Source organism: Burkholderia torrens, from assembly GCF_984668525.1.
Map to the genome: position 1 here is coordinate 2,013,364 of NZ_OZ480212.1, position 12,784 is coordinate 2,026,147.

The 12,784-nt window shown below is 67.6% G+C and carries 10 protein-coding genes; 2 read left to right on the forward strand and 8 right to left on the reverse strand.

Features of this window, described 5'->3' with window-relative positions; genetic code table 11:
- The first annotated feature begins 148 nt into the window (after positions 1-148).
- Both ahpC and ahpF read left to right on the forward strand, forming a co-directional pair.
- A complete protein-coding gene (gene ahpC / locus AC5LXX_RS25245; RefSeq protein ID WP_011547973.1) occupies positions 149-712 on the forward strand; it encodes an alkyl hydroperoxide reductase subunit C in 564 nt (187 codons plus the stop codon).
- Between the two features lie 117 nt (positions 713-829).
- Positions 830-2,428, forward strand: a complete 1,599-nt coding sequence (gene ahpF, locus AC5LXX_RS25250; RefSeq protein WP_493411427.1) for an alkyl hydroperoxide reductase subunit F — start codon at positions 830-832, stop codon at positions 2,426-2,428.
- A 95-nt stretch (positions 2,429-2,523) separates the two neighbouring features.
- On the opposite strand, the gene AC5LXX_RS25255 is transcribed toward ahpF, so the two are convergent.
- From AC5LXX_RS25255 to AC5LXX_RS25290, 8 genes are all read right to left on the reverse strand, one after another.
- Entirely contained in the window at positions 2,524-3,321 is a 798-nt protein-coding gene (locus AC5LXX_RS25255) for an extensin (RefSeq protein ID WP_493411428.1), read from the reverse strand.
- A 160-nt stretch (positions 3,322-3,481) separates the two neighbouring features.
- Positions 3,482-4,036 carry a carboxymuconolactone decarboxylase family protein gene (locus AC5LXX_RS25260; RefSeq protein WP_493411429.1) on the reverse strand — a complete coding sequence of 185 codons (555 nt, stop codon included), beginning with the start codon at positions 4,034-4,036 and terminating at the stop codon, positions 3,482-3,484.
- A 32-nt stretch (positions 4,037-4,068) separates the two neighbouring features.
- Positions 4,069-5,403, reverse strand: coding sequence for an aspartate aminotransferase family protein (locus tag AC5LXX_RS25265; RefSeq protein WP_493411430.1), 1,335 nt, complete (start codon positions 5,401-5,403; stop codon positions 4,069-4,071).
- Between the two features lie 15 nt (positions 5,404-5,418).
- On the reverse strand, positions 5,419-6,468 hold the full coding sequence (locus tag AC5LXX_RS25270) for a C45 family autoproteolytic acyltransferase/hydrolase (protein ID WP_493411431.1): 1,050 nt from the start codon (positions 6,466-6,468) through the stop codon (positions 5,419-5,421).
- A 20-nt stretch (positions 6,469-6,488) separates the two neighbouring features.
- Positions 6,489-7,217 (reverse strand): glutamine ABC transporter ATP-binding protein GlnQ, encoded by a 729-nt coding sequence (gene glnQ, locus AC5LXX_RS25275; protein WP_185658260.1) that lies wholly within the window; start codon positions 7,215-7,217, stop codon positions 6,489-6,491.
- Positions 7,214-7,921, reverse strand: a complete 708-nt coding sequence (glnP, locus tag AC5LXX_RS25280) for a glutamine ABC transporter permease GlnP (RefSeq protein WP_493411432.1) — start codon at positions 7,919-7,921, stop codon at positions 7,214-7,216. Before glnP ends, glnQ begins: the two co-directional genes overlap by 4 nt.
- Before the next feature lie 15 nt (positions 7,922-7,936).
- Complete coding sequence (glnH, locus tag AC5LXX_RS25285; protein ID WP_493411433.1) at positions 7,937-8,689, reverse strand: glutamine ABC transporter substrate-binding protein GlnH; 753 nt, start codon at positions 8,687-8,689, stop codon at positions 7,937-7,939.
- A gap of 488 nt (positions 8,690-9,177) precedes the next feature.
- Positions 9,178-12,717, reverse strand: a complete 3,540-nt coding sequence (locus AC5LXX_RS25290; protein WP_493411434.1) for an ABC transporter ATP-binding protein/permease — start codon at positions 12,715-12,717, stop codon at positions 9,178-9,180.
- Between the last annotated feature and the right edge of the window lie 67 nt (positions 12,718-12,784).

A 12,784-nucleotide genomic window follows, 5' to 3' on the forward strand; every position in this document is an offset into this window, starting at 1 on the left:
TCGCCCATCCCTACCCCCAACCAATCAAGGGCCGGAAGCAGATAGAAAATCCCGATGCCCCGGATTGAAACAAGCAATTTCCCAAATTCAGGGTGAACCCGGATACTGGCAACACTCCACTCACCACTGAAGACAAGGAATTCTCCAGATGCCGATCATCAACACCCAAATCAAGCCGTTCAAGGCAACCGCTTACCACAACGGCGAATTCGTGCCCGTCTCGGAAGAGAACTTCAAGGGCAAGTGGTCCGTCGTCGTGTTCTACCCGGCCGACTTCACGTTCGTCTGCCCGACCGAGCTGGGCGACCTCGCCGACCGTTACGCGGAATTCCAGAAGCTGGGTGTCGAAATCTACGGCGTGTCGACCGACACGCACTTCACGCACAAGGCATGGCACGACACGTCGGACACGATCGCCAAGATCAAGTACCCGCTGGTCGGCGACCCGACGCTCACGCTGTCGCGCAACTTCGACGTGCTGATCGAGGAAGAAGGGATGGCCCTGCGCGGCACGTTCGTGATCAACCCGGAAGGCGAGATCAAGCTGTGCGAAATCCACGACAACGGCATCGGCCGCGACGCTGGCGAACTGCTGCGCAAGGTGCAGGCCGCGCAATACATCGCGGCACACCCGGGTGAAGTGTGCCCGGCCAAGTGGACGCCGGGTGCGGAAACGCTGACCCCGTCGCTCGACCTGATCGGCAAGATCTGACGATCGCGCCGCGCGCCTCGCACGAGGCGCGCGACGGCGGGCCGCCGCAGCGCGGCCCGCGCCCTCCTCCGGCACGACGTGCCCGACCAGCATAATCAATACGGAATCCGAAACGCCATGCTCGACGCCAATCTCAAGAACCAACTCAAAGCGTACCTCGAAAAGATCACGCGCCCGATCGAACTCGTCGCCTCGCTCGACGATAGCGCGAAATCGCAGGAACTGCTGGCGCTGCTGAACGAGATTGCGTCGCTGACGGATCGCGTGACCGTGACCGAACGCCGCGACGACGCCGAGCGCAAGCCATCGTTCTCGATCGGCGAGCCCGGCAAGCCGGCCGGCATCCGCTTCGCCGGCATCCCGATGGGCCATGAATTCACGTCGCTCGTGCTCGCATTGCTGCAGACGGGCGGCCACCCGATCAAGCTCGACGACGACGTGATCGAACAGATCCGCGCGCTCGACGGCGACTACGCGTTCGAGACGTTCTTCTCGCTGTCGTGCCAGAACTGCCCGGAAGTCGTGCAGGCGCTGAACGTGATGTCGCTGATCAACCCGCGCATCCGCCACGTCGCGATCGACGGCGCGCTGTTCCAGGACGAAGTCGAGTCGCGCCAGATCATGGCCGTGCCGACGATGTTCCTGAACGGCGCCTCGTTCGGCCAGGGCCGCAGCAGCGTGAAGGAAATCCTCGCGAAGCTCGATACGGGCGCCGGCGAACGCGCCGCGAAGTCGCTCGAAAACAAGCCGGTGTTCGACACGCTGATCGTCGGCGGCGGCCCGGCAGGCGCGGCAGCCGCCATCTACTCGGCCCGCAAGGGCATCGCGACGGGCGTCGTCGCCGAGCGTTTCGGCGGCCAGGTGCTCGACACGATGGCGATCGAGAACTTCGTGTCGGTGCAGGCAACCGAAGGGCCGAAGTTCGCGACGGCACTCGAGCAGCACGTGAAGCAGTACGACGTCGACATCATGGACGTGCAGCGCGCCGATGCGCTGATCCCGGGCGACGTGCACCAGATCCACCTCGCGAACGGCGCGGTGCTGAAGGCGAAGACGATCGTGCTCGCGACCGGCGCGCGCTGGCGCGAAATCAACGTGCCGGGCGAGCGCGAATACCGCAACCGCGGGGTCGCGTACTGCCCGCACTGCGACGGCCCGCTGTTCAAGGGCAAGCGTGTGGCGGTGGTCGGCGGCGGCAACTCGGGCGTCGAGGCCGCGATCGACCTCGCCGGCATCGTGAAGGCCGTCACGCTGATCGAATACGGCGCGCAACTGCGCGCGGACGAAGTGCTGCAGCGCAAGCTGCGCAGCCTGCCGAACGTGACGATCGTCACGCAGGCGCAGACGACCGAGCTGACCGGCGACGGCAGCAAGCTGAACGGGCTCGTCTACAAGGATCTGCGCTCGGGCGACACGCAGCGCATCGACCTCGAGGGCGTGTTCGTACAGATCGGCCTCGTGCCGAACACCGAATGGCTGAAAGGCACGGTCGAACTGTCGAAGCACGGAGAAATCGTCGTCGATGCGCGCGGCGCGACGTCGGTGCCGGGCGTGTTCGCGGCCGGCGACGTGACGACGGTGCCGTTCAAGCAGATCGTGATCGCCGTGGGTGAAGGCGCGAAGGCATCGCTCGGCGCGTTCGACCACCTGATCCGTCAGGACGTGGCGCCGGTCGCCGCGGCGCAACCGCAGACCGAAGAAGCGGTTGCCGCATAACGGACGTCAGCCCGCCGACATCAAAGTTTGTCTCTCTTGGCCCCGCATGCCTTGGTCGGCGTGCGGGGCCCTTTTTATGCCGAAGGCGTTCGCGGTTACTTGGTCGCGCTCGGGCCGCCGTCCGCCGGCGCAGGCGCCGTCGACTTGAAACTGCTCGACTGCCTGACCAGTTGCTCGGTCATCGCGGCCGCCACCGGATTCGCGCCGGACGACGAACCGCCCTGCCGATACGAACCGGTGCTCGTCGGCATCGACGACACCGATGACATCGACGGGGGCGGCAACGACGGATCGAGCTTCGCCGATTCCCTGACGAGCGCGGCCGTCTCCGGCGTTTCGGATTTCGTCGCAGTCGGCGGCGCGGCGGCTGCGTGGCGTTCGAGGCCATCGCGCTTGCGCGGCGCCCGTTGCGTGACCTGCGCGGGCGCAGTCGATTGAGCGGATTTGGCAGCCGGTGCCGGTGCCGGAGCGTGCGCTGGCGGGGTCGAATCCTGCGCCTCCACCGTCACGACGTTGACCTTCGGCGGCGGCGCGGCCGGCTTCGTCACCGGTTGCGGCTTGTCATTGACGACCGGAATCGCGGGAGCCGGTGCAGGCGCGGCGTCGACGCGCGCGGTTGCGGCCGGCGCGGGCGTGGGTGCGGTTGGTGCGGGAGGCGGCGCGGCAGCCGCCTGCTTCGGCGCCGTCGCGGCGGCCGGTGCCGGCGGCGCGATCGCGCCCTGCACCGCGTGATCGTTGCCCGCGGGCGCCACGGCAACCGGTGCGGCCGAATCGCCGATACCGGCGTCTTCGATCGCACGGTGGTCCGCGCGCAGGAGCATCACGTAGGCAGTGCCGGCCGCGGCTACCAGGAGCCCGCCGGCAATCATCATGGTTTTACGGGTACTCGTCATGCTTGCTCACCGACCTATCGATGTGAACAAGCCATCATACGCGGCCAATGCGCGTTGATCTCGTACGAATACATTTGGTTGCATTGCTGACGGCAACACGTCGGCGGGCATTCGTCGGACGGTTCGCCACCCCGGTTCCGGCACGATCAACGCACAATCATTACTCCGGAAACGGCAAATCAGTTTGTCCGTCCGCACGCATGCCGAACGTATTCAGCGTCATCGCGACGAGCGCGTAATAGCCGAGCAGCGCAACGAGATTCACGACGGTCTCGTGGCCGAAGCGTGCCTGCGCACGCGCGAACGTCGCATCGCTCACGCGGCGCGTGTCGTACAACTCGCTCGCGAACGCATGGATCAGCGCATCGTCGTCCGATTCGAATACGGGCGCGACGCCGAGCCGGATCGCGTCGGCCGTCGCGGCCGGCACGCCTGCGTCGAGCGCGATCGGATGATGGATGTGCCACTCGGCTTGCGAACGCCAGCGCGCGGCCGTCACGAGAATCGCGAGCTCCGACAGCCGCAGCGGCAGGCCCGTGCGATAACGGCAGAACGCGCCGAGCTTCTGCGCGTGCTGGGCCAGCTCGGGGCTCGCGATCCAGCCGAGGAACGGCCCGTTCAGGTTGCCGCGCGGGCCGCTGAGGATGTCGGCCAGCACGGCCTTCTGTTCATCGGTGGCCGATGCGGGATCGAACGGAGGCAGTCTGTTTGTCATGGCAAGGTCCGGACAAGGTTCGACGAATGCGGTCACGCGCCGGCCGACGCGAGCGCCGCGCCGATCGCACCGGACAGCCGCTCGACGATCGTATCGATCTGCTGCGCGGTGCTGATGAACGGCGGCGCGATCAGGATGTGATCGCCGTGGACGCCGTCGATCGTGCCGCCCATCGGATACACCATCAGCCCGCGCTGCATCGCTTCGCGCTTGACCGCTGCATGCAGCTTCAGCGCGGGATCGAACGTCGCCTTGGTCTCGCGATCGCGCACGAGCTCGACGCCGACGAACAGCCCGCGGCCGCGCACGTCGCCGATATGCGGATGCGCGCCGTAGTGCTCGCGCAACGATGCACGCAGTTGCTCACCGCGCGCCTTCACGTTGTCGAGCAGCTTCTCTTCGGCGATCACGCGCTGTACTTCGAGCGCGGCCGCACACGCAGTCGCATGGCCGAGGTACGTATGGCCATGCTGGAAGAAGCCCGAGCCGTCGACGATCGTCCGGTAGATGCGGTCGCTGACGAGCGTCGCGCCGATCGGCTGGTAGCCTGCGCCGAGGCCTTTCGCGATCGTCAGCAGGTCGGGCGCGACGTCGTCTTCTTCGCACGCGTACAGATAACCCGTGCGCCCCATCCCCGACATGATCTCGTCGAGGATCAGCAGCACGCCGTACTTGTCGCACACCGCGCGAATCTTCTTCAGGTACGTGCGCACCGGCGGCACCGCACCGGCCGTTGCGCCCACCACCGTCTCCGCGACGAACGCCGCGACGCTTTCCGCGCCGAGTTCGACGATCTTCCGTTCGAGCTCGTCCGCCAGACGCTGCGCATACGCTTCGTCGGTTTCGCCCGCTTGCTGGTCGCGGTACGCATAGCACGGGCTCACGTGGTGCGCTTCGATCAGCAATGGCAGGAACGGCTCGCGCCGCCAGGCATTGCCGCCGATCGCAAGTGCGCCGAGCGTGTTGCCGTGATAGCTCTGCCGCCGGGCGATGAAATGCCGGCGCTGCGGCTCGCCCTTCTCGACGAAATACTGGCGCGCGAGCTTCAGCGCTGCCTCGATCGCCTCGGAGCCGCCCGACACGAAATACACGTGCTCGAGGCCGGCCGGCGCGGCGTCGACGAGCCGGTCGGCCAGCTCCTCGGCCACGTCGGTCGTGAAGAACGACGTATGCGCGTACGCCAGTTGCTGCGCCTGCCGCTTGATCGCGTCGATCACGCGCTGGTTGCTGTGGCCGAGACACGACACGGCCGCACCGCCGCACGCGTCGATATAGCGTTTGCCGGTGGAATCGACGATTTCGATACCGTCGCCTGCGACGGCAACGGGCAAGGTGGTGCGCGGGGCGCGATGGAAAACGGTCGTCATGCGTTGCCTCATGGATCAGGACGCGTCGTGCGCGCGTCCGGACGGCACGATGCGCGTCGCGAAACGCTGCGTGCCGTGTTGGTGAAGGGTGAAATCGATCGATGCCGCACCGATCGCGAACACGGCGGTGGCCAGCGTGTTCTCGTCGTCGGGGTCGGCCGGATCGTCGCGGTAGATCGGCAGTCCTTCCGGTGCGCGATCGCCGAGCACGCCCAGCAGCGCAGCTTCGTCGATCGCGTCGATGCCGGGCGTCAGTGCGTCGACGCGGCGCTGGCGGTCGGCCGACGATTGCGTGACGATCTGTGCTTCCGCCTCGCAACCGGGATGCACCAGATGGTTCGCATGGCCCGCGAGCCGTGCGACGTCGATCACGGAACAGCGCGCGACGCTCGCCTCGATGCTCAGCAAGCGCTCATCGCCGGTCGCGCCGAGCGTGTGATGAAAACCGCTCGCTCGCGCATGCACGCGCAGCACGTCGGCTGCCGCGTCGAGCGACGTCGCGTCGAGCACTGCTCGCGCGAGGATCATGCGCGGCACGCCCGGCGCCGGCGTACGGATCCGCAGATTGTTGATCGCCTGCGCGATGCCCGCGCGGTTCGCGGCGAACGTATGGCCCGGCAGCGAACCGGGGTAATAGAAACTGATGAAGCCCGGCTTGCCCGCCGGCTGCACGTCGACGAGCAGGCAACGCTCGCGCAGGAACGGATCGCCGTCCTCGTTGTGCGCGATCCAGCGCGTGCCGTTCGCATCGCGCGCGGCAAGCGTCGTGCAGCCGTCCGGCGCGTTGTGGATCAGCTCGCCGCGGCAGTTCCACAGAAAGATGTCCTCGGCCGGCCAGCCGACGCCCGCCGCGATTCCGTCCAGTTCCGCGACGAGATCGGGGTACGCGGCCAGCGCGGCCTGCCGCAGCGCGGCGACGAACGGATGACCGCGCCAGCGGCGCACGGCCTGCCATGCGCTGCTCTGCTGCATGTACGTATCGAATACGGGGCGGGCAAGCTCGCCGAGGCGCACGCCGATGTCGAACGGCGCACCAGCGATGACGGGAGAAAGGGAAAGCGGCATGTCGGCGGGTTCGGTTCCGTTCAGGAGACGTGTTTCAGGAATTCCTTCAGGCGCGGCGTCGGCGGCCGGTCGATCAGGTCGACGGGATGGCCGTCCTCGGCAATGCCGCCCTGATCCATGAACAGCAGCCGCGTGCCGACCCGTTTCGCGAAGCCGATCTCGTGCGTGACGACGATCATCGTCATGCCTTCGGTCGCGAGATCCTGCATCACCTTCAGCACTTCGTGGCGCAACTCCGGATCGAGTGCCGACGTCGGCTCGTCGAACAGCATCAGCCGCGGCCGGATCGCGAGCGCACGCGCGATCGCGACGCGCTGCTGCTGGCCGCCCGACAGCTCCGACGGATAATGATTCGCGCGCGATTCGAGGCCGACCTTGTCAAGCAGCGCCATCGCCTGGTCGCGCGCTTCGGCACGCGATGCACCGCGCACCTGCATCGGCCCGAACATCACGTTCTCGAGCGCGGTCATTTGCGGAAACAGGTTGAATTGCTGGAACACCATCCCGGCTTCGAGCCGGATGTTGCGGATCGTCGTCGCGTTGCCGCGCACGCTCTGGCCGTCGACGAGCAGCTCACCGCCGGTGATTTTCTCGAGCGCGTTGATACAGCGCAACATCGTCGACTTGCCCGAGCCCGACGGACCGATCACGACGACCACCTCGCCCGCGTCGATCTTCAGGTCGATATGCTTCAGCACCGGTACGTGGCCGAAGCTCTTCGACACGTTCTGGAATTCGATCATGCTCATAGGATCCTCATCCGCTTTTCGACGAGCCGAAGCGTCAGCGTCATCACGCCGGTCAATATCAGGTAAATGACGGCCACCGCACTCCAGATCTCGACCGCCTGGAAATTGCCCGCGATGATTTCCTGCCCCTTGCGCGTCAGTTCGCCGACGCCGATCACGATGAACAGCGACGTGTCCTTCAGGCTCACGATGCACTGGTTGCCGAGCGGCGGAATCAGCCGCCGGAACGCCAGCGGCCCGACGATCTTCAGCAGCACGCGCGGCATCGACAGCCCCATCGCGAGCCCCGCTTCCGTCAGCCCCTTCGGGATCGACAGCAGCGCGCCGCGCACGACTTCCGCCAGATAGGCGCCCGAATTCACCGTGATCGCGATGATCGCGGCCGTCAGGCCGTCGATGCGGATATGCGCGAGCAGCGGCAGCGCGAAGTACAGGAACATCACCTGCACGACGATCGGCGTGCCGCGGATCAGTTCAATATAAACCTGTGCGAGCACGTTCATCGCCTTCGGTCCGTACGCGCGGAACATCCCCGCGACCATCCCGACGATAAACCCGCCCACCAGCCCGAAAAATGCGATGAACACCGTCAACCGGACCCCGTCCATCAGGTCCGGCAACGCCGCCCATATCGCCGACCAATCGAAATTCACTTGTTGCTCCCCGTTCGATTCAAAACCGGCGCGGCCACCCAGCCGCGCCATGGCGCGCGGTCACGCTCACATCTTCGGCGGCTCGGCGCCGAACCACTTCTTGTAGATCTGCGCGTAGCGGCCGTCGGCCTTGATCTTCACGAGCGACGCATTGACCTTCGGCACGAGCGTGCTGCCCTTCGGGAAGCCGATCCCGTACTTGTCGCCGCTGACCGGCTGGCCCGCGACCTGCACCTTGCCCTTGCCTTCGTTGTTCACGAAGAACAGCACGTTCGGCGTGTCGTGCATCGCTGCGTCGACGCGGCCGGCTTCGAGCGCGAGGTAGGCCTGGTCGATGTTCGGGAACTGGCGGATCTCCTTCGGCTTCAGGTGCGCCTTGATCCAGTCGATCGTCGCGGTGCCCGTCTTCGCGGCGATCACCTTGCCGTTCAGGTCGTCGATCGACTTGATCGACGTATTGCCCGCCTGCACCATCGCCGCGAGGCCGCTGTCGTAATACGGCGCGGAGAAGTCGATCGCCTTCTTGCGCTCCTCCTTGATCGTCATCCCCGACAGCGCGACGTCGATGTTCTGCGTCTGCAGCGCGGGGATCAGGCCCGCGAAATCCATCGGCTGGATCGTGTATTTCCAGCCCTGGTCCTTCGCGATCTCGGCCCACAGGTCGAGATCGAAGCCGACGTACTTGTCGCCCTGCTTGAACTCGAACGGCATGAACGACGTATCGGTACCGACGACGAGCGTCTTGGTATCCGCGTGTGCGAGGCTGGCGCCGAGCGCGGCGACGACCACGACGGCTTTCAGGAAGGAACGGCGACTCATGGTTTCTCTCCGCATGATTGAGCGATGTAACCGGCCAACGGGCCGGCGGAACGACGAACATCAAGCCGCACCGCAACATGCGATGTTGAATTAGACATTAGTGCAACAAGTGTTGTCAATGGCGATACTACGACAACAAAAAAGTCCGCAACGGATAAATGCATCGAGACAAACCCGAGCCGCGCGGGGCCGGATTGATCGGAGGAAACGGGGGAACCGGGGAAAGGGTCCGGCGAGGCAGGCAGACCGGCGCACGGCTTGCGGGTACGCGAAAGGCGGGAGCGTTCAGAAAGGATCGTGGCGGCGGGCGCGGGCTGCGGACGACGGCGCGCGCCAACCGCCGACGGAAGGCGGCGCGCGATGCGCCGCCCGCGCCTTCGTTCGCGCGGACGGTCAGCGGTTCAACCACGCGCGTGCCGCCAACCGTCAGCGCGATTCGACGAATGTTGCGGAATGCGCTTACCGGCGAAGCGCCGATGTCGTATCGATCACGCCGCCACCCCGCTCGCCTGATGCGACACGAGCCGCGCATATGCGCCCTGTCGCGCCATCAGGTCCACGTGGCTTCCCGCCTCGATCACGCTGCCTCGTTCGATCACGAGGATCAGGTCGGCATTGCGCACGGTCGACAGCCGGTGCGCGATGATGATCGACGTGCGCTGCGTCATCAGGTCCTCCAGCGCCGCGCGGATCTGCTGCTCGCTGATCGTATCCAGATGGGACGTCGCCTCGTCGAGGATCAGCACCGGCGCGTCCTTCAGGAATGCGCGCGCGATCGCGACCCGCTGGCGCTGGCCGCCCGACAGCTGCACGCCGCGCTCGCCGACGCGCGTCGCGAGCCCGTCCGGCAGCCGCGCGACGAAGTCGCCGAGCGCCGCATGGTCGATCGCGCGCTGCACGTCCGCGTCGGACGCGTCGTTCGCGGCGAGCCGGATGTTCGCTTCGAGCGTGTCGTTGAACAGGTAGGTATCCTGCGCAACCAGCGCGATGTGCTGTCGCAGGTCGTCGAGCCGCAGGTCGCGCAGATCGACGCCGCCGAGCGTCACGCGGCCCTGCTGCGGATCCCAGAAGCGCAGCAGCAAGCTCGCGACCGTCGACTTGCCGGCGCCCGACGCGCCGACCAGCGCGACCGTGCTGCCCGGCGGCACGTCGAAGCTGACATGATCGATCGCGGGCACGCTGCGGCCCGGATACGTGAACGACGCGGCTTCGAAACGCACGGCCTGATTGTCGGGCAGCTCATGCGTGCCGTCCGTCACCGGCACGGGCTCCTTCTCCAGCGCGCGCAAGCGGCGCGTCGACGCGATCGTGTCGGCAAGCTGGCGCGCGACCTGGCCGATTTCGGCCACCGGCATGAACGCGGCCACGGCAACCAGCACCAGCAGCGGCAACGATTCATGCGGAAACCAGCCGCGTGCGCACAACAGCGCGCCGAGCGCCGCGACGGCCAGCCCACCGAGCCCGCTCGCGACTTCCAGCGCTGCGCTTTGCGCCGACAGGTCGTCGAGCAGTTTCGCGCGCTGCTGGCGGTACGCGTCGACCTCGGCCACGAACGCCGCGCGACGGCGCGCGATCGACTGGAACGCGGTCAGTTCCGCGAGCCCCTGGATCGTTTCGGTCAGGTGCGCGCCGAGCTGGCCGAGCGCTTCGCGCGCGCCGGTGCCGAGCCGGTCGACGTCGCGCCGCGCGAGCACGGGCGCCAGCCCGGCCCACAGCAGGAACGGCAGCAGCACGAGCGCGAGCGGCCACGCGATCGAAGCAAGCAACACCAGCACGCCGGCCGGCACCAATACCGCGACGAACGCGGGCGCTAGCGTGTGCGCATAGAAATATTCGACGGTCTCGACGTCCTGCGTCGCGAGCGATACGAGATCGCCGGAACGGCGGCGCAGCAGCCCAGCCGGCGCGAGGCGTTCGAGCGTCGCGAACAGCGCGATGCGCATTTCCGCGAGCAGCCGGTACGCCATGTCGTGCGCGAGCCACGATTCGAGCCAGTGCAGCACGGCCGCCACCGGCGCGATCACGAGCAGCGCGACGACGAGCGCGGTGCTCACGCGGCCGGACGACACCGCGCCGACCACCAGCGCGCCGATCACGCCGACGCCGATGAACGCGAGCACGCGGCCGATCCCGAACAGCACCGTCAGCGCGACCTTGCCCTTCCACGGCTGCACGAAGCGCAGCAGCGTCTGCCATGTCTCCGGCCAGCCGATCGTCGCCGCGTCGTCGTTCAGCGGCCGCACCTGCGGGCCCGACGACGCACGCGCGGTCGCGCCGGTCGCTGCCGCCGTGCCGACGGATTCGGCGACCGCCTCCAGCTGCGGCCCCATCAGCCGGCGATACGGGCCGTCGCGCGCGATCAGCGCCGCGTGCGTGCCTTCGTCGACCACCCGCCCCTGGTCTAGCACGAGGATGCGATCGGCACCGATCACGCTGGACAGCCGGTGTGCGAGCACGAGCGTCGTCCGCCCGCGCGTGAGCCGGTCGAGCGCCTGCTGGATCAGCGCTTCGTTCTCCGCGTCGACCGACGACAACGCCTCGTCGAGCAGCAGGATCGGCGCATCGCGCAGCAGCGCGCGGGCAATCGCGATGCGCTGGCGCTGGCCGCCCGACAGCGTGAGGCCGCGTTCGCCGATGCGCGTCGCATAGCCGTCCGGCAGCGCCGAGATGAAATCGTGTGCGTTGGCGGCGCGCGCGGCCGCGATCATCTCGGCGTCGCTCGCATCAGGGCGGCCGAGCCGCAGGTTGTCGGCCACGCTGCCGTCGAACAGCGTCGCATCCTGCGCGACCACCGCGATCATGCCGCGTACCTGGTCGGCGTCGAGCGCGCGCACGTCGTGGCCGCCGATGCGTACCGCACCGCCCTGCGCATCGTGCTGGCGCAGCAACAGGCGCACGATCGTCGACTTGCCCGCGCCGCTCGGCCCGACGATGGCGACCGTTTCGCCTTCGCGAACCGTAAAGCTCAACGCCGCGTGCGCATCCGCGCGGCGCCCCGGATACGCGAAACTGACGTCGTCGAACGCGATCTCCGGCCGCAGGCCCGCTACGCGCGGCGCGTCGGCGGAGGGCGCGTGGCTGCCCGCGTCGAGCAGCGCATGGATCGAATTGGCAGCCGACTGGCCGATCATCCCCTGGTGCAGCACCGCCCGCAGGTCGCGCAGCGGCCGGAAGATTTCGCTGCCGGCCATCAGCACGATCAGCAGCGCTTCGAGGCTCATGTCGCCGTGCCGCACGCGCCACGCACCCACCGCGATCGCCGCGGCCGCGCCGAGGCCCGTGCCGAGATCGGTGAAGAACCGCGTCAGCAGGCCGAGCGCGAGCACCCAGAACGTGCTGTCGGACAGCGCGCGCGCCTTCGCGGCCAGCTTCGCGCCGAACGCGGTGCTCTGCCCGAACGCCTTCAGCGTCGGCAGGCCCTGCACCGCGTCGAGAAACTCCTCGCCGAACGCCTTGAACGCGGCCGACCGTGCGAGCGCCGCGCGCTTGTCGGCGCGATGCACGAGCTGCGGCAACGCGAGCGTGACGAGCGCCGCGACCAGCAGGATCGCGGCCGTCGGCACGTCCCACCATGCGAGCACCGCGAAGATCATCACCGGCGCGCACGCGGCGATCACGAGCTGCGGCAGGTAGACGCCGAAGAAGGTCTGCAACTGCTCGACGCCGTCGACGACGGCCAGCATCACGCCGCCCGTGCGCTCGCCGCTGAACCACGCGGGGCCGAGCGCCGCGATCCGGTCGAACAGCCGCGCGCGCAGCGTGGCCTGCACGCGTCCGGCCGTGTGTTGCGCGAGCACCGTGCGGCGATGGTCGAGCCATGCGCGCAGCAGCACGCAAGCGGCCGTTGCAGCGACGGCTTCGCCGATGCTACGTGCCGGCGCACCGGCAAAAACCAGCGCCAGCACGCGGCCGAGAAAGACGAAACGCAGGATGCCGACACCCATCGCGAGCAGCCCGAGCGCGACGGCAGCCGCCACGCGCCAGCGCAGTCCCGCCATCATTGCCCAAAGTCGTCGGTCGAAATACATGAAGCCCTCCGGTCGGTGATTCGTTGCTTTTTTCTTGACCGGATCGAGGCTACCCGCGCCGCCCGCG

Coding starts and splice junctions, on each gene's coding strand:
- ahpC (WP_011547973.1), top strand. CDS start 149: ATGCCGATCATCAACACCCAAATCAAGCCGTTCAAGGCAACCGCTTAC.
- AC5LXX_RS25255 (WP_493411428.1), bottom strand. CDS start 3,321: ATGACGAGTACCCGTAAAACCATGATGATTGCCGGCGGGCTCCTGGTA.
- glnP (WP_493411432.1), bottom strand. CDS start 7,921: ATGGCGCGGCTGGGTGGCCGCGCCGGTTTTGAATCGAACGGGGAGCAA.
- glnH (WP_493411433.1), bottom strand. CDS start 8,689: ATGAGTCGCCGTTCCTTCCTGAAAGCCGTCGTGGTCGTCGCCGCGCTC.
- AC5LXX_RS25260 (WP_493411429.1), bottom strand. CDS start 4,036: ATGACAAACAGACTGCCTCCGTTCGATCCCGCATCGGCCACCGATGAA.
- AC5LXX_RS25265 (WP_493411430.1), bottom strand. CDS start 5,403: ATGACGACCGTTTTCCATCGCGCCCCGCGCACCACCTTGCCCGTTGCC.
- glnQ (WP_185658260.1), bottom strand. CDS start 7,217: ATGAGCATGATCGAATTCCAGAACGTGTCGAAGAGCTTCGGCCACGTA.
- AC5LXX_RS25290 (WP_493411434.1), bottom strand. CDS start 12,717: ATGTATTTCGACCGACGACTTTGGGCAATGATGGCGGGACTGCGCTGG.
- ahpF (WP_493411427.1), top strand. CDS start 830: ATGCTCGACGCCAATCTCAAGAACCAACTCAAAGCGTACCTCGAAAAG.
- AC5LXX_RS25270 (WP_493411431.1), bottom strand. CDS start 6,468: ATGCCGCTTTCCCTTTCTCCCGTCATCGCTGGTGCGCCGTTCGACATC.